The following is a 23686-nucleotide window of genomic DNA, read 5'->3' on the forward strand; positions in this document are numbered from 1 at the left end:
TGTCTCCCTAAGTTGGTGGTGTCCATTCCAGTGGCGGAACCGATCAATGATCGATCCCGCCATCTGAATAGAACGCTTTTTACCAGCGGTAGTGGGCGAAGGCCTTGTTGGACTCTGCCATCTTGTGAGTATCTTCGCGACGCTTTACAGCGGCACCCAGACCGTTGGACGCATCCAGGATCTCGTTCATGAGACGCTCGATCATGGTCTTCTCGCGGCGAGCCTTCGAGTAGCCAACGAGCCAGCGAAGTGCCAGTGCGGTCGAACGACCCGGCTTAACTTCAACAGGAACCTGGTAGGTTGCGCCACCAACACGGCGGGAGCGAACCTCGAGGGCCGGGCGGATGTTATCCATGGCCTTCTTGAGGGTGACAACCGGGTCAGCACCGTTCTTGGCTGCTGCGCCTTCGAGTGCACCGTAGACGATGCGCTCTGCGGTCGACTTCTTACCGTCGATCAAAACCTTGTTGATCAGCTGGGTAACCAGCGGGGAACCGTATACCGGGTCCGAGACGAGGGGGCGCGCTGGCGCCGGGCCCTTACGAGGCATTACTTACCTTCCTTCTTGGCACCGTAGCGGGAACGAGCCTGCTTACGGTTCTTAACACCCTGGGTATCGAGCGCACCACGTACGATCTTGTAGCGCACACCCGGAAGGTCCTTCACACGACCACCGCGAACGAGCACGATGGAGTGTTCCTGCAGGTTGTGGCCAACGCCCGGGATGTAAGCGGTAACTTCAACGCCACCGGCAAGGCGCACACGTGCAACCTTACGAAGTGCGGAGTTCGGCTTCTTCGGGGTGGTGGTGTACACACGGGTGCATACGCCACGACGCATCGGGTTGCCCTTAAGGGCGGGAGCCTTGGTCTTTTTGACCTTCGGCGAGCGGCCCTTACGGACCAGCTGCTGAATAGTAGGCACTTTCGTGTCCTCCGGTTTCTTTGTTCTGCGGCGCCGCCCACAAAAAACTGCTTTGGAGACGCTGCGTTTATAGTCGTTTAATCACAGCGACTTCGGGTTGAACCCAAGGCGTGCGAAAGTGTGGCATCTGTTGCGCAACCTACCCGCAACCCGGACCGTGTCCATTTGCCACACCTATAAAACAATTAGCTCAAGCTTAGCACGAGTGCGCGGCCCTTAATGACATGGCTCTCATCACAGGCTCCCCCGGTTGCCTTTAAACACAAGGGAATCGCCCGCGTTCGGGCCACTTGGGCCGCGCCCGAGCATCATTGCCAGCCACTAGAGGATCGAAGCACGGGGCCGCTTCCATTCGGGCTGCCTCCTTCACGCACGTCTTCCCTTCAATCATTCTCCGCGAGCTGGATGCCCCGTGCGGCAGACCGGCGGGCTTACGCGGCACTCGTCGCGTCAGCCTTCGTTCTGAAGCCGGACGCTGAGTCACGGCCTCGCGCCGCGTTCCCGACCGCCAGCGCTCACCGAAGTTCCTGTTCCAGGAACTGTTCCCCGGGACAGAACACGAGACGGCCGAGGGCGCCATTGATGATCGGCAGCTGCGGCGGGACGTGGCCGCATTCGACATTGCCGATGAGGGGGACCTCGAGAACGCCCAGCGCATCGAGCACTGCCTCGTCCTGTGTGAGAGTGGGCGAATCGGGTGCACCAGTGCGACCAACGAGGATGGCCTTGGCTTGTTCGAAGAACCCCGCAAGCCGCATTCCGTGTAGGTGCCGGCAGATCGTCGTGGCCCCCATGCTCGAGGCCTCGATGTACACGATCAGCGAATCCCCCGTGGCGCTCAGCAATCGATTCGTATCCAGGTATCGAGAACCCGCAAGGTTGGCCAACGTCTCGATGCACCCGCCGAGCAATCGCCCGGTGACATCCACTGGATTGCGTCCTTCGTCCAGCCGAACCCAGGATCCCTTGCCGTTCCATTGATGCTCGGCAACCTCTGGGTTTTCCGCCCAGTCGTCCCAGTCATTGACCCGGTGAACGTTCGGCGATGACTGCCTGAAGCTGGAGCCGGAGGGCAGCGATGCCACATCCAGCCACGAAAGCAGCGGCGCAGGCACGGCGTAGGGGGTGTCCATGAGGTTGTTCCCGTGCAGCGTGGCAAGGCCCGACCGGAGCGTGACGGGCATGAGCAGCGTCGAAATGTCGGAGTAGCCGACAAACCACGTGGGTTCGGCCGCGGCTATCGCCTCGAAATCCAGGTACGGTATCAAGTCGATCGCGGTCTCCCCGCCCCACGGTGGGACCACGGCCCGGATCCGGGGATCGAGCAGCATGCGCATGAGCTCCTCCGCGCGTTGCCCTGCCGTGGCACTGGTGTGACGGGAACCGTCCATGCATGCGCCGACCTCGACCTCGAAGCCTCGTTGGCGCAGCAATCCGACGGCGAACTCGAGACGACCCATATTGTGGGCTTCCACCCCGCTGGAGGGAGACGTGACGCCTATCAGGTCACCTGGCTGCAACGGGTTCGGATAGCGGATCTTCATTGCTACATGCTTGCATGCCTCCTTGGGGACGCGGGTTGCGACACGTTTCACGGGCAACGGCGGTTGACCGGTTCCCCTGGCGATGCACGACCCGTCCTCCCCCGGATACGACGCTGGCCGGCATCCCCTCACGGGGATGCCGGCCAGCGGTGTTACATCAGCGGTGTCCCGCCTTGGGGGCGGGGCACCGTCTCATGCCTTAGCGGAAATCGTTGCCGAGATCGTAGTCATCCATGGCGATGGCGTGGAATTCCGGGCTCAGGCCCGGCTCCAAGCCGTCGTAGTCCATGCCCGTGGAGAAGGCGGACTGCCCGGTGAACAGCGAAGCCTTCGCTGCCTCGGTCGGTTCCACGTTCACCTGGGTGTAGCGGTCCAGGCCGGTGCCGGCCGGGATCAGCTTACCGATGATGACGTTTTCCTTCAGGCCGAGCAACGGATCGGACTTGCCTTCCATTGCAGCCTGGGTCAGGACACGAGTCGTCTCCTGGAAGGATGCAGCGGAGAGCCAGGAGTCGGTCGCCAAGGAGGCCTTGGTGATACCCATGAGCTCGTCACGGCCCGATGCAGGCTTCTTGCCCTCGGAAACGGCCTTGCGGTTCTCGCTCTGGAAGCGCGAACGGTCTGCAAGCTCGCCCGGCAGCAAGTCGGTTTCGCCCGACTCGATGACGGTGATGCGGCGAAGCATCTGGCGAACGATGACTTCCACGTGCTTGTCGTGGATGCCTACGCCCTGGGACTGGTAGACCTCCTGGACTTCGCGGACCAGGAACTTCTGCGCTTCACGCGGGCCGAGGACACGAAGAACCTGCTTCGGGTCGATGGCACCGGCCACCAGCTGCTGGCCAACGGCCACCGAATCGCCATCGGCGACCAGCAGGCGTGCACGGCGCAGAACCGGGTAGGCGATTTCTTCGTCGCCGTTGTCCGGGGTGATCACGATGCGCAGCTGCTTCTCGGAGTCCTCGATGGACACGCGACCGGCAACCTCGGAAATCGGGGCAACACCCTTCGGGGTACGTGCCTCGAAGAGCTCCTGGATACGTGGCAGACCCTGGGTGATATCTTCCGCGGAGGCAGCGCCACCGGTGTGGAAGGTACGCATGGTCAGCTGGGTACCCGGTTCACCAATCGACTGTGCCGCGATGATGCCCACGGCCTCGCCGATGTCCACGGTCTTGCCGCTTGCCAGCGAACGGCCGTAGCACAGTGCACAGGTTCCGACTGCCGACTCGCAGGTCAGCACGGAGCGGACCTTGATGTCGGTGACGCCGGCTGCGAACAGTTCATCGATGAGCACGTCGCCCACGTCCGAACCGCTGGCTGCCAGCACCTTGCCCGAGGCGTCAACGACGTCGGTGGCCAGGGTGCGGGTGTACGCCGAGTTCTCAACGGTCTCGTGCATGCGCACGGTGCCGATCTCGTCGGTGTAGGCGATCGGCACGTTCAGGCCGCGGCTGGTGCCGCAGTCGAGTTCGCGCACGATGACGTCCTGCGACACGTCGACCAAACGACGGGTCAGGTAACCCGAGTTTGCGGTCTTCAGTGCGGTATCGGCCAGACCCTTACGGGCACCGTGGGTGGCGATGAAGTACTCGAGAACCGACAGGCCTTCGCGGTACGAAGACTTGATCGGACGCGGGATGATCTCGCCCTTCGGGTTGGACACCAGGCCACGGATACCGGCAATCTGGCGCAGCTGCAGCCAGTTACCACGAGCCTTCGAGGTCACCATTCGGTTAATGGTGTTCAGCTCTTCCATGCCGTTCTTCATGGCCTCGGCGACCTCGTCGGTAGCCTTGGTCCAGATGTCGATCAGGTCCTGGCGACGCTCGGAGTCCGCAATCAGGCCCTTGTCGAACTGCGACTGGACGCGACGTGCCTTCTCCTCGTACGGGGCAAGGATGGAGGCCTTGTCCATGTTCGAGGTGATGTCGGAGATCGCGACGGTGACGCCCGAACGGGTGGCCCACTTGAAGCCTGCATCCTTCAGGTTGTCCAGCGTTGCCGCGGTGACAATCTTCGGGTAGCGCTCGGCGAGGTCGTTGACGATCTCGGAGAGTGCGTCCTTGCCGGCAACCTGCTCGACCCACGGGTAGTCGGCGGGCAGGGTGTCGTTGAACAGGACCTGGCCCAGCGAGGTGGAGATCAGTGCCTCTTCGCCCTCGACCCAGCCTTCCGGCGCCGGCTGTTCCTCGGAAGGAACGAAGCCGGTGACGCGGATCTTGACCGGTGCGTTCAGGTGCAGCTCGCCGCGGTCCATGGCCATGATCGCCTCGGCCGGCGAGGAGAACGCGCGACCGGCGCCCACTGCATCCAGGCGCTTGGTGGTCAGGTGGTGAAGACCGATGATCATATCCTGCGAAGGCAGGGCAACCGGGCGGCCGTCGGACGGCTTCAGGATGTTGTGCGAGGACAGCATCAAGATGCGGGCTTCCGCCTGCGCTTCGGGGCTCAGCGGCAGGTGCACTGCCATCTGGTCACCGTCGAAGTCGGCGTTGAATGCGGCACAAACCAGCGGGTGCAGCTGAAGGGCCTTGCCTTCAACCAGCTGCGGTTCGAACGCCTGGATACCCAAACGGTGCAGGGTAGGTGCACGGTTCAGCAGCACCGGGTGCTCGGTGATGATCTCTTCGAGAACATCCCACACCTGCGGGCGGTAGCGCTCGACCATGCGCTTGGCGCTCTTGATGTTCTGTGCGTGGTTGAGGTCAACCAGGCGCTTCATCACGAACGGCTTGAAGAGCTCCAGGGCCATCTGCTTGGGCAGACCACACTGGTGCAGCTTCAGCTGCGGGCCGACGACGATGACCGAACGGCCCGAGTAGTCGACGCGCTTGCCAAGGAGGTTCTGGCGGAATCGTCCCTGCTTGCCCTTGAGCATGTCGGAAAGCGACTTCAACGGACGGTTGCCTGGACCCGTAACCGGGCGGCCGCGGCGACCGTTGTCGAAGAGCGAGTCAACAGCTTCCTGCAGCATGCGCTTTTCGTTGTTGACGATGATTTCCGGCGCACCGAGGTCCAACAAGCGCTTGAGGCGGTTGTTGCGGTTGATGACGCGGCGGTACAGGTCGTTGAGGTCGGAGGTCGCGAAGCGGCCGCCGTCCAGCTGTACCATCGGGCGCAGTTCCGGCGGGATCACCGGGACGGCGTCGAGAACCATGCCCAACGGGGAGTTGGACGTGGTCAGGAACGCGTTGACGACCTTGAGGCGCTTGAGCGCACGGGTCTTCTTCTGTCCCTTGCCGTTTTCGATGATGTCGCGGAGGATTTCTGCTTCCGCGGCCATGTCGAAGGACTCGAGACGCTTCTTGATGGCTTCGGCACCCATGGAGCCCTCGAAGTACAGTCCGTAGCGCTCGCGCAGCGAGCGGAACAGGCCTTCGTCTCCCTCGAGGTCTGCGACCTTGAGGTTCTTGAAGCGGTCCCAGACCTGGTCGAGACGTTCGATGTCAGCGTCGGCGCGCTTGCGCACCTGGGCCATCGTCTTGTCGGCCAGGTCGCGGGCCTTCTTCTTTTCCGCGGCCTTGGCACCCTCGGCTTCGAGGGCAGCAAGCTGGTCCTCGAGGTCGCGGGCGATGGAGGCGATATCGGAGTCGCGGGTGTCGACCAGCTGCTTGCGTTCCAGGTCGTGCTGCGCCTGGAGGTTCGGCAGTTCGGCGTGACGGCGCTCTTCGTCCACGGAGGTGACCATGTAGGCGGCGAAGTAGATGATCTTCTCAAGATCCTTCGGTGCCAGGTCAAGCAGGTAGCCCAAGCGCGAGGGAACGCCCTTGAAGTACCAGATGTGGGTCACAGGAGCTGCAAGCTCGATGTGGCCCATGCGTTCGCGACGGACCTTGGCGCGGGTAACTTCAACACCACAGCGTTCGCAGATGATGCCCTTGAAGCGCACGCGCTTGTACTTGCCGCAGTAGCACTCCCAGTCGCGGGAAGGACCGAAGATCTTTTCGCAGAAAAGACCGTCCTTCTCCGGCTTGAGGGTGCGGTAGTTGATGGTTTCGGGCTTCTTAACCTCGCCGTAGCTCCACCCGCGGATCTCTTCCGCAGTTGCCAGGCCGATGCGCATGAGGCCGAATGAGGATTCGCTGGACATATGGTCCTTATCTCTCTTCTAAGTTTCTGAAGTCTAATGTGGTGAGGTGTTCGCGGAACCCGAAGGCTCGGCGCTCACCGTGGGTCTGGAAGATTTCCAGTTCCTTGGTGTTCCTGGCGGTCGAAGGAGCGCTGCGCTGGTGTTGCCACCGGCACCGCTCCCCCGACCACAGGACACGAGTTGGAACTAGACCTCTTCGACGGAGTTCGGTTCCGACCGGGAAAGGTCGATGCCGAGTTCTTCCGCGGCCCGGAAGACTTCTTCATCCGAGTCTCGCATTTCGATGGTGTTGCCGTCGGTTCCGAGGACCTCGACGTTCAAGCACAACGACTGCATTTCCTTGATCAGGACCTTGAACGATTCCGGGACACCTGGTTCCGGGATGTTCTCGCCCTTGACGATGGCCTCGTAGACCTTCACGCGACCGTGGATGTCATCGGACTTGATCGTGAGCAGTTCCTGCAGGGTGTATGCGGCACCGTAGGCCTCCAGGGCCCACACTTCCATTTCACCGAAGCGCTGGCCACCGAACTGTGCCTTACCACCCAACGGCTGCTGGGTGATCATGGAGTACGGACCGGTGGAACGTGCGTGGATCTTGTCGTCCACCAGGTGGTGGAGCTTCAAGATGTACATGTAGCCAACGGAAACCGGATCCGGGAACGGCTCGCCGGAACGGCCGTCGAACAGACGGGCCTTGCCGGTGTTGCCGATCAGGCGCTTGCCGTCGCGGGTCACATTGGTGTGGTCGAGGATGCCGCGGATTTCGCTTTCCGTGGCGCCGTCGAAGACCGGGGTCGCAACCTTGCTGGAGCCGACTTCACGCGGCAGGTCCGGCAGGTTCTTGACCCAATCCGGCTCGCCCTCGATCTTCCAACCCTGCTTGGCAGCCCACGCGAGGTGGATTTCCAGGACCTGTCCGACGTTCATTCGGCCCGGAACACCCAGGGGGTTCAGGACGACGTCGACGGGGGTTCCGTCTTCAAGGAACGGCATGTCCTCGATCGGCAGGATCTTGGAGATAACGCCCTTGTTGCCGTGGCGGCCTGCAAGCTTGTCACCGTTGGTGATCTTGCGCTTCTGTGCCACGTAGACGCGAACCAGCTGGTTCACGCCCGGGGGCAGGTCGTCGTCGTTGTCGCGGTCGAAGATGCGGACACCGATGACCACGCCGGACTCACCGTGCGGAACCTTCAGGGAGGTGTCGCGCACTTCGCGGGACTTCTCACCGAAGATGGCGCGCAGCAGGCGCTCTTCCGGGGTCAGTTCGGTTTCACCCTTGGGGGTGACGCGGCCAACGAGGATGTCGCCGGCTTCAACCTCTGCACCGATGTGGATGATGCCGCGCTCGTCGAGCTGCGCCAGGATCTCTTCGGAGACGTTCGGGATGTCGCGGGTAACCTCTTCGGCACCGAGCTTGGTGTCGCGGGCGTCGACTTCGTGCTCTTCGATGTGGATCGAGGTGAGGACGTCGTCGGAGACCATGCGCTGCGAGAGGATGATGGCATCCTCGAAGTTGTGGCCTTCCCATGACATGAAGGCAACCAGCAGGTTCTTGCCCAGGGCGAGCTCGCCCTTGTCGGTGGACGGGCCGTCGGCGATGATCGAGTTGTAGTCAACACGGTCGCCTTCGGAAACCATCACGCGCTGGTTGTATGCGTTGCCCTGGTTGGAGCGCGCAAACTTCATGATCGGGTAAGCCGCTTCGGTGCCGTCGTCGTTCATGACGGTGACGAGGTCGGCAGAAACCTCGGAGACGACGCCTCCGGTGGTAGCGATGACCGAGTCGCCGGCGTCGACAGCGGCGAACTTCTCCATGCCGGTACCCACGAGCGGGGATTCGGATGCCAGCAGCGGCACAGCCTGGCGCTGCATGTTCGCGCCCATGAGTGCGCGGTTGGCATCGTCGTGCTCGAGGAACGGAATCAAGGCGGTTGCCACGGAAACCATCTGGCGCGGGGAAATGTCCATGTACTCGACTTCGGACGGATCCACGATGACGGGCTCGCCGCCACCACCGCGTTCGCGGACCAGGACGCCGTCTTCGATGAAGCGGTTGTCTGCATCCAGCGGCGCGTTGGCCTGTGCGATGAAGTTCTCGAGTTCCTCGTCAGCGGTCAGGTAGTCGATTTCGCCGGTGAGGCGGCCCTCGACGACCTTGCGGTACGGGGTTTCGATGAAGCCGAAGGCGTTGATGCGGCCGTAGGTCGCCAACGAACCGATCAGGCCGATGTTCGGGCCTTCTGGGGTTTCGATCGGGCACATGCGTCCGTAGTGGGACGGGTGGACGTCTCGGACTTCCATGCCTGCGCGGTCACGGGACAGACCGCCCGGGCCCAGCGCGGAAAGACGACGCTTGTGCGTCAGACCGGCCAGCGGGTTGTTCTGGTCCATGAACTGCGAGAGCTGGGAGGTTCCGAAGAACTCCTTGATCGCCGCAACAACCGGGCGGATGTTGATCAGCGTCTGCGGGGTGATCGCTTCGACGTCCTGCGTGGTCATGCGTTCGCGAACGACGCGTTCCATGCGGGAGAGGCCCGTGCGGACCTGGTTCTCGATCAGCTCGCCAACGGCGCGGATGCGACGGTTGCCGAAGTGGTCGATGTCATCGATGCTCACGGTCAGGTCGACGGGCTTGCCGTCGCGCATACCCGGGGTGGTCTTCTCGCCGGCGTGCAGAGCGACAAGGAACTTGATCATCGCGACGATGTCGTCGATGTTCAGGACCGAGGCGTTCGGGGAATCCAGCGGGGTTTCAACACCGAGCTTGCGGTTGATCTTGTAGCGACCAACCTTTGCCAGGTCGTAGCGCTTGGCCTCGAAGTAGAGGTTCTTGAGCAACGCCTGTGCGGCATCAACCGTCGGCGGTTCTCCCGGGCGAAGCTTGCGGTAGATATCCAGGAGGGCTTCTTCCTGGGTATCGGTGGTGTCCTTCTCGAGGGTGGCACGGATCGAGTCGTACTGTCCGAACTCTTCGAGGATGCGGCCTTCGGTCCAACCGAGTGCCTTGAGCAAAACGGTGACCGACTGCTTGCGCTTGCGGTCGAGGCGAACGCCGACCTGGTCGCGCTTATCGATTTCCAGCTCGAACCATGCACCACGCGACGGGATGATCTTCGCGGTGAAGATGTCCTTGTCGCTGGTCTTGTCCGGGGTGCGCTCAAAGTAGGCACCCGGCGAACGAACGAGCTGGGAAACAACGACACGCTCGGTGCCGTTGATGATGAAGGTACCCTTGTCCGTCATCAGCGGGAAGTCGCCCATGAACACGGTCTGCTGCTTGATTTCGCCCGTGTTGTTGTTCATGAACTCGGCCTTAACGTACAAAGGCGCCGCGTACGTCGCGTCGCGGTCCTTGCACTCGGCCATGGTGTACTTCGGATCAGCGAACTCGGGCTCCGAGAAGCTCAGGGACATGGTCTCCTGGAAGTCTTCAATCGGGGAGATCTCTTCGAAGATCTCAGCCAGACCCGAGGTCGTGGCTACACTGGTGTCACCAATGGTCTGGGCGTATGCCAGACGGTTCTTCCAGCGCTCGTTGCCGACGAGCCAGTCAAAGCTCTCGGTCTGGAGTGCAAGAAGATTAGGAACATCCAGCGGTTCGTGAATCTTTGCAAAAGAAAGTCGGCCAGCATATTCCGCGGTGCGGGCCGAACTAGCGGTTTGGTTATTAGAGGTGCTCGAGGCGACCAAGATGGATCCTTCCACAGACCGTCAGGTTTCCGACGCCGTCTCTCTGCCCGAGTTTCACTCGCAACAGCACCGTTGAGCAGGCCCACCGCTATATGAAGGCCGGAGATGAAAAGAGAAGACGCAAATCTCCACGTTACACCATGCGGCCTACCATGTCCACCATGGAACTCGCAAACCCATCCCGGAAAAGCGGCCTACCGGTGAGAGATGCGTCACTACGAAAGGCCCTCCGTGTGGTGCAAACCACTCCGCGCTAACCTTGTAGCAAGAAGACTCCACGTTCCACCGAAAGCGAGAATTCGATCATGGCTTCACACCGTGACGCGGTCATCATCGCAGGGGCCCGCACTCCGTTTGGACGCCTGAACGGTCAACTCTCAACGCTCAGCGCCGTCCAGCTCGGCGCGGCAGCCATCCGCGGGGCACTGGAACGATCAGGGGTTCCCGTCGACGACGTCCAGGCAGTCATCATGGGGCATGTCGTCCAAGCCGGGTGCGGGCAAAACCCTGCCCGCCAGAGTGCCGTCGCCGCAGGAATAGGTTGGACAGTGAACTCCATCACGATTAATAAGGTGTGTCTCTCAGGCCTCGCTGCGATTACCGATGCCGCGCGCCTCATTCGCGTCGGCGATGCCGATGTCGTCGTGGCCGGGGGCCAGGAATCCATGACAAACGCCCCGCATTTGCTTCCGGGTTCCCGCCAAGGGTGGACCTACGGGAACATCACCGCCATCGATTCGGTGGCCAACGACGGTTTGACCGATGCCTTTGACGGGAATTCAATGGGCAGCAGCACCGAATCAGGGAACGCCGCCCTCGCCTTGACGCGTACCGAGCAGGATGAGGTTGCGGCTGCATCCCACCAACGCGCGGCCGCAGCCATCGAGGCTGGCATCTTCGCCGAGGAAATCGTGGCGCTCAGCATCCCGCAACGCAAGGGCGAGCCGCTAACAGTGTCCTTCGACGAAGGGGTCCGTCCGGGAACCACTGTTGAAACCCTTGCCGGACTGCGCCCTGCCTTCGCCCAGAACGGCACCATCACCGCCGGCAACTCGTCACCCCTGTCGGACGGCGCAGCAGCCGTTGTCCTGACCTCGCGTGAGTACGCCACTGCGCACAACCTGGAAATCCTTGCCACCGTGGGCGCGGCCGGTCAGGTTGCAGGTCCCGACAATTCCCTTCATTCACAGCCGTCCCATGCCATCACCGAAGCACTAATGGCAGCCGGCTGGGAGACTTCCGATCTGGACTTCATCGAAATCAACGAAGCATTCGGCGCAGTGACCTGCCAGTCACTCAAGGACCTCGCATACCCGCTGGCAAGGACAAACATCCACGGTGGTGCGATTGCGCTTGGCCACCCGATCGGCGCTTCGGGTGCGCGTTTGGCCTTGAGTGCGGCACTCGAACTCAGGCGCCGCGGTTCAGGCAAGGCGGCCGTCAGCCTGTGCGGCGGCGGCGGACAGGGCGATGCGTTGTTGCTGCTACGGGAGGCATAACGGTGACACACCAGTCGCCGGCCGACGGACTCGAACGCATGCAACAGGATGCCCTCAACCGAGGGCTAAAGGTCGAGGTGGTGACCCGGCAACCGGCAGGAAGCCTGGCAGAGGCAGCGGCGCAGATGGGCCTGGAGGTCCATGAAATCGTCAAGTCACTCGTGGTCAAGCACAAGGACGGTTCATTCTTCTTTGCCTTGGTTCCCGGGGACCGGACCATTTCATGGCCCAAGCTGCGTGCGTTGCTTGGCGTCAACAAACTCTCCCTGCCGCGCCCGGACGTGGCGCTCGCCGCAACCGGCTACGAGCGGGGCACGATCACTCCCTTGGGTGCGACAACGCCATGGCCGGTCTACGTGGATTCGAGCGTGGTTTCCGGCAGGATCTGCCTGGGCGCGGGGGCCCACGGCCATTCGGCATTCGTCGACTCCGCTGAATTGGTTTCTGCCCTCAACGCGACGGTCGCGGACATCAGCGACGTTGAAGCACCGGACTGAGCAGCTTCCTCCCCCCACGATCCGAGGAAGTCCAGACCCTTCGTCGTACCCGTAGCCAGCGGCTTGGCCAAAGGCCGCTCAACGAATCGATGCACCAGGTACGCTGCGGTAAACACCGTTCCCATGACGATCGGCAGTGTCAGGTACTGGCCAAAAATGGGGTTCAGCTGGTCTATCAGCCACCAGCCCCACACCTGGTGGAGTAGGTAGACCGGGTAAGTGAGGGCCCCGGCAATCGCCATGGATTTCCACTGGACGTTGCGCAGCGGAGTCAGGCTCAGCGCCGCAACTACGGCAAACATTCCGACGACGATCAGCCAATAGGTCCACGGTGCGACGTCGTAGCCAACGAGTTCCATCGCCTCAAGCGGAGCCTTCAAGCCCGTGAAATACGCGGAAAGGACTACGTTGAGAAGCAGTATGCCCCATCGCTTGACGCTGTGGCCGAAACGGTAGATCACGAAGAGCATCATGCCTCCGGCGAAAAGCGGCGCATACTCGGCCATCAGCCAATTGGCCGCGTACTCGTTGCCCGTCAGCTGGGCCACGAGGCCCAGCAGGGGCCAGGCTGCTGCAAATACCGTCACAAGCCGAATGGTCAACATGCGCAGCATGATCATGACAAGGATGACCATGTAGAAGCGCAACTCGACCCACAGGGTCCAGTAGACGCCATCGATATGCCGCAACCCCATCAACGGATGGAACATGGTGAGGTTTGCGAGCAGTTCCTTCATTCCCCGGCCGTCCCCCAGTGCCGGCCACAAGACGATCACGAGGAATCCCGTGGCAAGCACCGCGACCCAGTATGCAGGGTACAGCCGGCCTACCCGTGAACCCACAAACCTGCTCGCACTCTTTCCGTAGGCCGAAAGCAGGATCACGAATCCTGAAATGATGAAAAAGAGCTGTACACCCATGTTGCCGTACATCGTGAACCGAGAAAGTACCGGCCAGGCGTCCCTGGCCACGGGGGTTCCCCAGAACTCGTGGTGCCACGCGGTGTAGTGGTAGAGCAGGACAAGGACAGCGGCAAGGAACCGAAGCCCGTCCAGCAAGGCCAGCCGCGGCGCGCGCCGCGACTGGGGCACTGCCTGCGTCGCAGCGCTGTCTTGGCGCCGGACATCCAGGAGCGAAGTTCCGGATTCAGGCAAAGCCATACCCCACCCTTACTCGATTTGCGTTGTCGTATTGTTATCAACGGTAGCAAAGTTCACTGCGTGCGGATCGAGACTGGGTGGTTTCTCACGCTGCAGAGGCCAAAAATCTCCGCCGGCATGCTGTTTGCGGTTAAAGACCGCGGGCCCGTGGAACCAATCGGTTCCACGGGCCCGCAGCGAAGGGTGCGAAGAGTTACTTGACAGTAACGGTTGCGCCGGCAGCCTCGAGGGCTTCCTTTGCCTTCTCGGCAGCTTCCTTGGTTGCGCCTTCGAGGACGGCCTTCGGAGCCGAGTCAACGACCTCCTTGGCTTCCTTCAGACCCAGGGAAGTGATGGCACGAACTTCCTTGATGACTGCGATCTTCTTGTCGCCAGCCGACTCGAGGATAACGTCGAATTCGGTCTGCTCTTCGGCTTCAGCAGCTGCGCCGCCGGCCGGGCCTGCAACTGCAACAGCAGCTGCGGTGACCTCGAAGGTCTCCTCGAAGGTCTTTACGAACTCGGAGAGCTCGATGATGGTCATTTCCTTGAAGGCTTCCAAAAGCTCTTCGGTGGACAGCTTCGCCATGATAGGGCGTCCTTTCCGTTCGCGGCACATGCGCACCGCAAGTTACTGGGTGAGGGGTTCGAAAAAGCTTAGGCTTCTTCGGTGGCGGCTTCGGCAGCAGGTGCCTCAACCTCGGCGGGTGCTTCAGCAGCGCCACCGTTTGCTTCGAGCTTTGCGCGCAGTGCTTCGATGGTGCGGGCAGCGGCGGAAGCCGGAGCCTTCAGTACACCAGCGACACGTGCAAGCTGGAGCTCACGCGACTCAAGGGCGGCCAGAGCGGCAACCTCGGTTGCGTCAAGGGCCTTACCCTCGAAGTAACCGGTCTTGATGATGAGCTGCTTGTTTTCCTTAGCAAAATCCGTGAGGCTCTTAGCGGCAGCAACTGCATCGCCCTTGATGAAGGCGATTGCGGTCGGACCGGCGAGCTGGCCATCGAATGCATCGATGCCGGCTTCCTTTGCTGCGATACCAGTCAAGGTGTTCTTCACAACCGCGTACTTGGTCTCCTGACCAAGCGAGCGGCGGAGCTGCTTGAGCTGCGCAACAGTAAGCCCACGGTATTCGGTCAGGACAGCGGCGGTCGACTCCTTGAAGTCGGCGGTGATTTCCTCAACTGCGGAAACCTTAGTCGGCGTTGCCATAACACTCCTTCCGGGGTATAGATCTGATACCAGTCGATCTGACCCGGCCAGGAGTACTGGCATAAAAAACGCCCCATGCAGGATGCACGGGGCGGAAAGAACACACAAAAGTATGTGAAAATTTCACTTCGTTCACCTGCGCAGGTCGTCCTTTGTGGGACTTTCGGAGCCTCACTACAATAAGCAGCTAATCTCGACCGACGGTCTTCGGTATTACCCAGCCTAACAGCGCGACGAGTGAAGAACCAAATCGGCAGGTCAAGCGCGCAGGTTCCCACCTGGCCTTGCCGCCGACCGACCCGCGGAGCCCCTTCTCCGTGGAGCATTCCGGCGGCGCCGGCAAACGCCGCAGGCCAGACGCCGCGACCCCTGCCCCAGGGTCAACATTCCGCCCTGAAGATTAAAAGGCAGAACCCCGGTTCCGTAACTTGGGGGATAACGGAAGCGGGGTTCTGCGAATGCGGCAATGCAACTTGGGGGAACGCATTGCCGCGATAAATGTTTGAAACGGGGCTTGGGGTCTCCGCTAAAAACACCGGTGATCAGATCACCTGCCGCAACCATGTTGCAACGTAATAAGAGTATCAGCAAAGACTTCCGACACAAGATGTTTAGGCGAGCAAAATTGACAAATTGTGGTTTTGACCACAATCAAAGGGAATGTCGAACCTGTTGCCGGACAGGTTGGGCCCACCGATGCGCAACGCTTCCGTGGCAAGGCTACCCGGACCTGAACCTGAATCTGGACACGACCTTGCACTCGCATGCCGCGCGGCCGTTCCACGCCGGTGGGCCGGACAGTGCTCTCCGAAACCCGCGGCCTCCGGATTCTTCCCGGGTGCGTCAAGCACCTATCCCGGATTGTTCGCGGGAGCCGATTTGGCCTGCTCCGACGATTTGCGCTGCAGGAACAAGGTCACCACCAACGCGACTGCCGCCGTGATCGCCAGCAGGAACAGGCCGATCCCGTAGCTGTTCGTGACCGGGTTGTAGGTGGCACCCATCACCATCGGCGGGAAATAGCCGCCCAGTCCCCCGCCGGCTGCAACGATACCGGTAACGGCACCCACATTCTTAGCCGGGGCCAGCCGTCCCACCCAGGCAAACACGCCACCCATTCCCAATCCAAGCGCACTGGCCATGGACAAGAACGTGGCGCCCGTTGCGACTTCCGTTTGCGGTTGGGACATCACCACCAAGGCCAGCACCGTCACTCCGATCAGCGACACGATGACCACCGGCTTCGGACCGATCTTGTCGGCGAGGATGCCGCCGATGGGCCGCACAATCACGGCTGCCAAGGCAAACCCCGCGGTGCGGGTGCCTGCCGCGGTGGGATTCATGTCGTAGATATCGCGCAGGTAGGTCGGGAGGTAGGCGCAAAAGCTGACGAACCCGCCAAATACCACCGCATACAGGAACGTCATTTGCCAGGTCACCGGAAGCCGGGCCGCGCCCATCACCTTGGGGATGAACGGGTCGACGACCGGCACGCGAGCCGGGGACTCGCTCATGGTGAACCACACCACCACGGCCATGACCGCCATCAGGGCCGCCACCAGGAGGTGCGTTTGGACGTACCCGATGGATGCAGTCAGCCGAGGGGTCATGAATGCCGCAATGGCGGTGCCTCCCATGCCCATCCCGAAGACACCCGTCGCGAACCCGCGTCGGGAAGCCTTGTACCAGGCACTTACGAACGGGATGCCGATGGCGAAAACCGTGCCGGCAATACCCAGGAAGAAAGCCGATACCAGCAACAGCCAATACGACGAGACGCTGCCGGCCCAGGCCACCCCCAGCACCGGCACCACGGAGATGCCCAGGATGCCGGTGAACATGACCTTGCCGCCGAAACGGTCCGTCATCGAGCCAACGACGATGCGCCCGAGCGATCCCACCAGGATCGGCATGGCGACCAACACCGAAATCGATGTCGAACTCAACCCCATGTTTTCGGTGTATCTGGCCCCCAGCGGTGAAATCACCATCCATCCCCAGAAACCGACGGTCGATGCGAGGGTCGCCAACACCAGGTTCAGGGTGGCCTTCTTCGGATCCAGTTCAATAGTCATCGCGGATCACTCCTTTGCGTTGTCGCTCGTGCCGACTTTCGACCAGCCTCGGCGATGCATCGCCGAGGTTCCCTGCTTGTCGCGGCTCCGGTAGACGATGTAGGGGCGGAACAGGTAGTGGATCGGGGCCGTCAGGGCATGGACCAGCCGGGTGAACGGCCAGATCACGAACAGCACCATGCCGATGACCGTGTGGATCTGGAACGACAACGGGGCCTGCGCCATTGACGCGACATCCGGCTGCAGGATGAAGATCGATCTGAACCACGGGGACACGGTTTCCCGGTAGTTGTGGGTGTGCTCGGACTCGAACACGGACAGCACCGTCGTGGCGAGCCCGAAGACGATCGCCGCCACCAGCACGACGTACATCATCTTGTCATTCTTGGTGGTTGCCGCGAACACCGGCCCGCTGGTCCGCCGTCGGTAGATCAGCAGGGCGGCGCCGCCCAGCGTGCCGACGCCGGCGATGCCGCCCACCAGCAGCGCGTTGAAGTGGTAGAACTCCTGGCTGACGCCCACAGCATCGGTCCAGGCCTTGGGGATGATCAGCCCGACGACATGGCCGACGATCACCGCGAGGATGCCGAAGTGGAAGAGCGGCGAAGCGATGCGCAGCAACCGCGACTCGTAGAGCTGGCTCGAGCGCGTGGTCCAACCGAACTGGTCGTACCTGTGCCGCCAGATCAGTCCGCCCACCAAGACGGCAAGCATGAGGTAGGGGAAGACGCCCCACAGGACGATGTCCCAGGCACCTACGGCTTGTTCGGGCATGCTAAACACTCCTCACGGGCAACAATTCGCGGTTGAACGGCTCGAGCCCGACCGATTCGACGGGCGGCCCGTGCCCGGCCAGGGCCATCGCCTCCGCCCTGTCCTTGACGGTCGGGCCCGGAAGCGTGGCGCTGAGCGCCTGAAGCAGCTTCGCATAGGGCGACTGCGCCTCCTCGAGGGCCAGCCGCAGCAATTCGATGCTGGCGCGGTAGTCCTGCATGAGTTTCAGCCCGCCGTCGGGGTCTGCCACGGCGGCATACTCAAGGACCATCGGCAGGAAGTCGGGCAGCTCCCCCTGCGTGTCGACGAGGAACCCGCTGCTCCGGTAGGCCTGCTTGAAGGCGGCAAGAACTTCCCCGCGCCGCCGGGTGTCCCCGTCGGTCCAGTAGGAAAGGTACAGTGCGTGCTTGCGGCTCAGGTCAAAGGTCTCCACGTAGCCGCGCTCCAGGGATTCCGGTGCCGTGGATTCGACGTGCTCGAGGAACGAGCCAACCAGTCCGCGGGCCTCGGCCAGCCGGGCCGCCTCGGCAACCCGCCCCGCGCGGGCGAACCTGCCCGGCCGTTGCGGCCTGCAGTCCGCCAGCGCCGCCCGCAGCCCCGGGATTTCCCCGCGCACCTGGGCGTCCGGGTAGCACAGCAGCACGGAGATGACCCGGTGCAGCAAACGCACCTCGCTCACTTCCCGTCCCTCCTGGCCGGGAACATCCCGTCCGGGGCCCCGGTGCCGTCCCAGTTCAGCAGGTTCACCCTGCCGCGCAGCGACTCGCTGCCCGGGGCCGTCTCCGAGGTCTGCCTGTCGCGCAGCGCATTGAACGTCTCGATGGCCACGGGGGTCGGCGCGCCGCTGGCCTCGCCGAACGGCGAGTTGCCGTACATGCCCGGTCCGTCGTCGAAATCCAGCGAACAGCCCATCTCCTCGAGGTCGTGCGCCTGCTCGCGGTGCGCCTGCGGGATCACGTAGCGGTCCTCGTACTTGGCGATGGCCATCAGCCGGTACATCTCGTACAGGGTCTCCCCGTCCATGCCGACGGACTCGGGGATGGAGTCGTCGGGGTCCTGGCCCAGGGTGATGCCGCGCAGGTAGGCGCGCATTGCCGCGAGCTTGCGCAGCACCTCGGTGATCTTCCCGGTGTCCCCCGCGGTGAACAGCCCGGCGAGGTACTCCACCGGGATGCGCAGCTCCTCGATGGCCCCGAAGAGGTTCCCGGCGCCCTCGGCGTCGTGGCCCTGGTCGCGCAGCAGGTCGACGACGGGGGAAAGCGGCGGCACGTACCAGACCATCGGCATGGTCCGGTATTCCGGGTGCAGCGGCAGCGCCACCTTGTACACCTTGGCCAGCTTGTAGACCGGGGAACGCTGGGCCGCGTCGATCCAGTCCTCGGCGATGCCCTGGCGGCGGGCCTCGGCGATCACCGCCGGATCGTGCGGATCCAGGATCAGCTCGAGCTGGCGTTCGTAGAGGTCCTTCTCGTCGGCCGCTGCCGCGGCGCCCACCTTGTCGGCGTCGTACAGGAACAGCCCGAGGTAGCGCAGCCGGCCCACGCAGGTTTCCGAGCAGACCGTCGGCAGGCCGATCTCGACGCGCGGGTAGCACATGGTGCACTTCTCCGCCTTGCCGGTCTTGTGGTTGAAGTAGATCTTCTTGTACGGGCAGCCCGTCACGCACTGGCGCCAGCCGCGGCACCTGTCCTGGTCAACCAGCACGATGCCGTCCTCGACCCGCTTGTAGATGGCGCCGGAGGGGCAGGAGGCCATGCACGAGGGGTTCAGGCAGTGCTCGCAGATGCGCGGCAGGTAGAACATGAAGGTCTTCTCGAACTCGAAGAGGATCTTCTCGTTGGATTCGCGGCGGACCTGTTCGACCATGGGGTCGAGGTGGCCGAGCTCCGCCACTCCCCCGAGGTTGTCGTCCCAGTTGGCGCTCCAGGTGATCTCGGTGTCCTTGCCGGTGATCAGCGACTTGGGCCGCGCCACCGGGAAGTCGTCGCCGGCCGGGGCGTCGATCAACGTCTTGTAGTCGTAGGTCCAGGGCTCGTAGTAGTCCTTCAGCTCCGGCTGCACCGGGGAGGCGAAGATGCCCAGCAGCTTTTGCAGCCGCCCGCCGGACTTGAGCTTGAGCCGCCCGTTCTTCCCCAGCGTCCAGCCGCCGCGCCACGTCTCCTGGTCCTCGTAGCGGCGCGGGTAGCCCTGGCCGGGCCGGGTCTCCACGTTGTTGAACCACACGTACTCGGTGCCGGCCCTGTTGGTCCAGGCCTGCTTGCAGGTCACCGAACAGGTGTGGCAGCCGATGCACTTGTCCAGGTTCATCACCATTCCCATTTGGGCCATGACTCGCATCAGAACACCACTTTCTGTGAGCGGCGACGGATCGTGGAGACCACGTCGCGTTGGTTGCCGGTCGGGCCGAGGTAGTTGAACGCGTAGGACAGCTGCGCGTAGCCGCCGATCAGGTGGGTGGGCTTGACCAGCAGGCGGGTCACCGAGTTGTGGATGCCGCCGCGCCGTCCGGTCGCCTCCGACTTCGGCACGTCGATGGTGCGCTCCTGCGCATGGTGGACGTAGGCGACGCCCTCGGGCATGCGGTGCGAGACGACGGCTCGGCCCACCAGCACCCCGTTGGTGTTCACGCACTCCACCCACTCGTTGTCCTTGACGCCGATGGCCGACGCGTCGGCGGGGCTCATCCAGACCGTGGGGCCGCCGCGGGAGAGCGAGAGCATGAACAGGTTGTCCTGGTACTCGGAGTGGATGGACCACTTGGAGTGCGGGGTCAGGTAGCGCACCGTGATCTCCTTGGAGCCGTCGGCCCCCAGCTTGGGTTCGCCGAAGAGCCGGTGCATGTCAAGCGGCGGCCGGTAGGTCGGCAGCTGCTCGCCGGTGTCGCGCATCCAGTCGTGGTCCAGGAAGAAGTGCATGCGCCCGGTCAGCGTGTGCCACGGCTTGAGCCGCTCGACGTTCACGGTGAACGGTGCGTAGCGCCGCCCGCCGGTCTCCGAGCCGGACCATTCGGGCGAGGTGATCACCGGCTGCGGGGCCGCCTGGGTCATGGCGAAGGTGATGCGCTTCTCCGCCGAGCCCTCCGCGAGGTCCGCGAGCTTCACCCCGGTGCGCTTCTCCAGGTCGGTGAACCCCTGCACGGCCAGTTCGCCGTTGGTGGTGCCGGAGAAGGCGAGGATCGCCTCCGCCATCTTCTCGTCGGTGTCGATGGCCGGGCGGCCGGCGGCTGCCCCGTGGCTCATGACCCCGTGCAGGTCCGCGAGCCGCTTGGTCTCGTGTTCCAGCCGGTAGGTGACGTTCTTGACGGTGAATCCCAGGGTGTCGGCCAGCGGGCCCACGGCCGCGAGCTTGTCGGCGATCGCCGTGTAGTCGCGTTCGACGATCGAGAAGTTCGGCAGGTTCCGCCCCGGCACCCCGGGGGCGCCGCTGCCCTTCCAGTCATCCACGCGGCCGCCAGGGGCCGCCAGCTGTCCCGGGGTGTCGTGCTGCATGGGCACCGAGACCAGGTCCTTGCGCACGCCCAGGTGGGTTTCGGCCTGCCGGGAGAATTCCCGGGCCAGCAGGTGGAAGGTCTCGAAGTCGGTCTTTGCCTGCCACGGAGGGTCGATGGCGGGGGTGAACGCGTGGACGAACGGGTGCATGTCGGTGGAGGAAAGGTCGTGCTTCTCGTACCAGGTGGCGGCCGGGAAGACGATGTCCGAGAGCAGCGTCGTGCTGGTCATGCGGAAGTCGGCGCTCACCAGCAGGTCGAGCTTGCCCTCGGGCGCCTTCTCGTGCCAGCGCACGTCCTTCGGGTGGGTTTCGGTTTCGTGGTTGTCGCTGCCCATCACGTTGTTGTGCGTGCCCAGCAGGTGCTTGAGGAAGTACTCGTTGCCCTTGGCCGAGGACCCGAAGAGGTTCGAGCGCCACAGCACCAGGGTGCGCGGCCAGTTCTCCGGGGCATCGACGTCCTCGATGGCGTGGGTGAGGCTGCCGTTGTGCAGCGCCTCGGCGATGTGGCTTCCGGGGTTCTCCGCGGTCCCGGCAGCCACCGCGGCGGCGGCCTCCTCCGCGACGTCCAGCGGGTTCCTGTTGAACTGCGGGTAGAACGGCATCCAGCCCATGCGTGTGGACTGCGCCAGCGAATCGGCGGTGTGCATGCCATCCAGCGAGCCCTCGGAGAGCGGGGACTTCAGGGCGTCGGCCGAGTACCCGTCCTGCCGCCACTGGTCGGTGTGCATGTACCAGTAGCCGGTGCCGATCATGGTGCGTGGCGGGCGCTGCCAGTCCAGGGCGTTGGCCAGTGACACCCAGCCGGTGATCGGGCGGCACTTTTCCTGCCCGACGTAGTGCGCCCAGCCGCCGCCGTTGCGCCCCATGGACCCGGTGAGCAGCAGCAGCGAGAGGATGGCCCGGTAGGTGGCATCTCCGTGGAACCACTGACAGATGCCGGCGCCCATGATGATCATCGAACGGCCGCCGGAATCCTCGGCGTTCTGCGCGAATTCGCGGGCGATGCGGGCGCAGGCCTCGGCCGGGACGGAGGTGATCTCCTCCTGCCAGGCCGGGGTGTAGGGGGTTGTTGCGTCGTCGTAGCCCGCGGCCCAGTCGCCGGGCAGCCCCTCGCGGCCCACCCCGTACTGCGCGAGCATCAGGTCGAACACGGTTGTGACAAGGTTCTGCCCGACCCGCGCCGTCGGGACGCCGCGGTGCAGCACCGATCCTTCGCCTTCGGGGTCGTCGAACACCGGCAGCCGGATGGCCGCGTGTGCGCCGCCGGGAACCCCGGCGAGGCTCAGCGCCGGCTCGATGTCCCCGAGGTCCAGGTTCCACTTGCCGGCGTCGGCTTCGTTGTACCTGAAGCCGAGCGAGCCGTTGGGCACCCGGGGGCCAGCGGTGGCGGTGTCCCAGAGGACCGTCTTGAACTGCGGGTCCGCCGCGGCGGCCGCTTCCCCTGCGAGGTCGGCGGCGGTGAGGAACTTGCCCGGCACCAGCCCCTGGCCGTCGGGGTGCTCGTTGAGGGTGACCAGGAAGGGCAGGTCGGTGTAGGACTTCACGTAGTCGGTGAAGAACGGGACCTCCCGGTCGACGAAGAACTCCTTGAGCAGCACGTGCCCCATGCCCATGGCCAGCGCCGCATCCGTCCCGGCCTGGGCCGGCAGCCACTCGTCGGCGAACTTGGTGTTGTCGGCGTAGTCGGGGCTGATGGAGACGACCTTGGTGCCCTTGTAGCGGGCCTCAGCCATCCAGTGGGCGTCAGGGGTGCGCGTGACGGGCACGTTCGAGCCCCACATCATCAGGTAGGTCGAATCCCACCAGTCCCCCGACTCGGGCACATCGGTCTGGTCGCCGAAGACCTGCGGGCTGGCCACGGGGAGGTCAGCGTACCAGTCGTAGAAGCTTGTCATCACGCCGCCCACCAACTGGATGAATCGGGTGCCGACGCAGTGGCTGACCATCGACATGGCCGGGATCGGCGAGAATCCCGCGACGCGGTCCGGGCCGTACTTCTTGATGGTGTTCACGTGCGCAGCTGCGGCGATTTCCACGGCTTCGGCCCAGCTGGTGCGCACCAGCCCGCCCTTGCCGCGGGCCTGCTGGTAGCGGGCGCGGGTTTCCGGGTTGGAGGCGATCTCGTCAAAGGCGAGCACCGGGTCCCCCAGCCGGGCCTTGGCTTCCCGGTACATTTCCAGCAGCACGCCGCGGGCGTAGGGGTAGCGCACGCGCGTGGGCGAATAGGTGTACCAGGAGAAGGCGGCGCCGCGCGGGCAGCCACGCGGTTCGTACTCCGGCCTGTCGGCACCCACCGAGGGGTAGTCCGTCTGTTGGGCCTCCCAGGTGATGATGCCGTCCTTGACGTAGACCTTCCAGGAGCATGAACCCGTGCAATTCACGCCGTGGGTGGAGCGCACGACCTTGTCGTGGCTCCAGCGGTCCCGGTAGAAGACGTCGCCGCGGCGGCCCCCCTCCCGGAACACCGCGCGCTGGTCCTCGGAGGTCTCCCAGCGCGTGAAAAACCGCCCCACGCTCAGGAGCGCGTCGGCGGCAGGGGAATCAATGCCCGGTGTGGTTTCGCCTGTGGTCATGAGTGCACTCTAACCAGAGTCCAGCGGCGCTGGCTAGGTGAATCGCGGTGAACGATTGCAAATTTTGCGTTTCCGTTTGCCCCTATCAGGGCGTACTTGCGCACCATGCGGTGCAAGATGGGGCCCCGCAATCGGGAACAAAAAGACCGCAGGCCCGGACCCCCTGCGACGGGGATC

General features: G+C 63.5%; 14 protein-coding genes and 1 pseudogene. 2 read left to right on the forward strand and 13 right to left on the reverse strand.

Annotated elements, in window-relative coordinates:
* Positions 1-79: 79 nt before the first annotated feature.
* The 5 genes from rpsG to rpoB form a co-directional block, all read right to left on the reverse strand.
* Entirely contained in the window at positions 80-550 is a 471-nt protein-coding gene (gene rpsG / locus ACSYDW_RS11705) for a 30S ribosomal protein S7 (RefSeq protein ID WP_387526457.1), read from the reverse strand.
* Complete coding sequence (gene rpsL / locus ACSYDW_RS11710) at positions 550-924, reverse strand: 30S ribosomal protein S12 (RefSeq protein ID WP_068731493.1); 375 nt, start codon at positions 922-924, stop codon at positions 550-552. The genes rpsG and rpsL overlap by 1 nt, the downstream gene beginning before the upstream one ends.
* A 515-nt stretch (positions 925-1439) precedes the next feature.
* Entirely contained in the window at positions 1440-2468 is a 1029-nt protein-coding gene (locus ACSYDW_RS11715; protein ID WP_438338907.1) for a S66 family peptidase, read from the reverse strand.
* 199 nt (positions 2469-2667) lie between these two features.
* Positions 2668-6561, reverse strand: coding sequence for a DNA-directed RNA polymerase subunit beta' (locus ACSYDW_RS11720; protein WP_438338908.1), 3894 nt, complete (start codon positions 6559-6561; stop codon positions 2668-2670).
* 186 nt (positions 6562-6747) lie between these two features.
* Positions 6748-10254 carry a DNA-directed RNA polymerase subunit beta gene (rpoB, locus tag ACSYDW_RS11725; RefSeq protein WP_438338909.1) on the reverse strand — a complete coding sequence of 1169 codons (3507 nt, stop codon included), beginning with the start codon at positions 10252-10254 and terminating at the stop codon, positions 6748-6750.
* Positions 10255-10559: 305 nt separating this feature from the next.
* On the opposite strand from rpoB, the gene ACSYDW_RS11730 reads away from it, so the two are divergent.
* On the forward strand, positions 10560-11753 hold the full coding sequence (locus ACSYDW_RS11730; protein ID WP_438338910.1) for an acetyl-CoA C-acetyltransferase: 1194 nt from the start codon (positions 10560-10562) through the stop codon (positions 11751-11753).
* Positions 11754-11791: 38 nt separating this feature from the next.
* A complete protein-coding gene (locus tag ACSYDW_RS11735; RefSeq protein ID WP_438339081.1) occupies positions 11792-12250 on the forward strand; it encodes an aminoacyl-tRNA deacylase in 459 nt (152 codons plus the stop codon).
* A gap of 104 nt (positions 12251-12354) precedes the next feature.
* Here the strand turns inward: ACSYDW_RS11735 and ACSYDW_RS11740 are convergent.
* The 8 genes and pseudogenes from ACSYDW_RS11740 to ACSYDW_RS11775 all read right to left on the reverse strand — a co-directional run.
* Positions 12355-13410 (reverse strand): annotated as a pseudogene (locus tag ACSYDW_RS11740) (acyltransferase family protein); the annotation flags it as partial.
* A gap of 193 nt (positions 13411-13603) precedes the next feature.
* The gene (gene rplL / locus ACSYDW_RS11745) at positions 13604-13978 is read right to left on the reverse strand and encodes a 50S ribosomal protein L7/L12 (protein WP_438338911.1); all 375 of its coding nucleotides are present in this window, start codon (positions 13976-13978) and stop codon (positions 13604-13606) included.
* Between the two features lie 68 nt (positions 13979-14046).
* The gene (gene rplJ, locus ACSYDW_RS11750; RefSeq protein WP_438338912.1) at positions 14047-14598 is read right to left on the reverse strand and encodes a 50S ribosomal protein L10; all 552 of its coding nucleotides are present in this window, start codon (positions 14596-14598) and stop codon (positions 14047-14049) included.
* Between the two features lie 851 nt (positions 14599-15449).
* The gene (locus ACSYDW_RS11755; RefSeq protein WP_438338913.1) at positions 15450-16673 is read right to left on the reverse strand and encodes a nitrate/nitrite transporter; all 1224 of its coding nucleotides are present in this window, start codon (positions 16671-16673) and stop codon (positions 15450-15452) included.
* Positions 16674-16679: 6 nt separating this feature from the next.
* Positions 16680-17447, reverse strand: a complete 768-nt coding sequence (gene narI / locus ACSYDW_RS11760; RefSeq protein ID WP_438338914.1) for a respiratory nitrate reductase subunit gamma — start codon at positions 17445-17447, stop codon at positions 16680-16682.
* 1 nt (position 17448) lies between these two features.
* Entirely contained in the window at positions 17449-18126 is a 678-nt protein-coding gene (gene narJ, locus ACSYDW_RS11765; RefSeq protein ID WP_438338915.1) for a nitrate reductase molybdenum cofactor assembly chaperone, read from the reverse strand.
* Positions 18123-19784 (reverse strand): nitrate reductase subunit beta, encoded by a 1662-nt coding sequence (gene narH, locus ACSYDW_RS11770; RefSeq protein WP_438338916.1) that lies wholly within the window; start codon positions 19782-19784, stop codon positions 18123-18125. Before narH ends, narJ begins: the two co-directional genes overlap by 4 nt.
* The gene (locus tag ACSYDW_RS11775) at positions 19784-23509 is read right to left on the reverse strand and encodes a nitrate reductase subunit alpha (RefSeq protein WP_438338917.1); all 3726 of its coding nucleotides are present in this window, start codon (positions 23507-23509) and stop codon (positions 19784-19786) included. Before ACSYDW_RS11775 ends, narH begins: the two co-directional genes overlap by 1 nt.
* Positions 23510-23686: the final 177 nt, after the last annotated feature.

The sequence above is a fragment of the Paeniglutamicibacter selenitireducens genome (genome assembly GCF_051550675.1).
Classification (GTDB): Bacteria; Actinomycetota; Actinomycetes; order Actinomycetales; family Micrococcaceae; genus Paeniglutamicibacter.

Excerpts from the sequence above, each read along its gene's own strand:
- rplJ (WP_438338912.1), bottom strand. The coding sequence starts at position 14,598 with ATGGCAACGCCGACTAAGGTTTCCGCAGTTGAGGAAATCACCGCCGAC.
- ACSYDW_RS11730 (WP_438338910.1), top strand. The coding sequence starts at position 10,560 with ATGGCTTCACACCGTGACGCGGTCATCATCGCAGGGGCCCGCACTCCG.
- narI (WP_438338914.1), bottom strand. The coding sequence starts at position 17,447 with ATGCCCGAACAAGCCGTAGGTGCCTGGGACATCGTCCTGTGGGGCGTC.
- narH (WP_438338916.1), bottom strand. The coding sequence starts at position 19,784 with ATGCGAGTCATGGCCCAAATGGGAATGGTGATGAACCTGGACAAGTGC.
- ACSYDW_RS11715 (WP_438338907.1), bottom strand. The coding sequence starts at position 2,468 with ATGAAGATCCGCTATCCGAACCCGTTGCAGCCAGGTGACCTGATAGGC.
- rplL (WP_438338911.1), bottom strand. The coding sequence starts at position 13,978 with ATGGCGAAGCTGTCCACCGAAGAGCTTTTGGAAGCCTTCAAGGAAATG.
- ACSYDW_RS11775 (WP_438338917.1), bottom strand. The coding sequence starts at position 23,509 with ATGACCACAGGCGAAACCACACCGGGCATTGATTCCCCTGCCGCCGAC.
- rpsG (WP_387526457.1), bottom strand. The coding sequence starts at position 550 with ATGCCTCGTAAGGGCCCGGCGCCAGCGCGCCCCCTCGTCTCGGACCCG.
- ACSYDW_RS11735 (WP_438339081.1), top strand. The coding sequence starts at position 11,792 with ATGCAACAGGATGCCCTCAACCGAGGGCTAAAGGTCGAGGTGGTGACC.
- ACSYDW_RS11755 (WP_438338913.1), bottom strand. The coding sequence starts at position 16,673 with ATGACTATTGAACTGGATCCGAAGAAGGCCACCCTGAACCTGGTGTTG.
- ACSYDW_RS11720 (WP_438338908.1), bottom strand. The coding sequence starts at position 6,561 with ATGTCCAGCGAATCCTCATTCGGCCTCATGCGCATCGGCCTGGCAACT.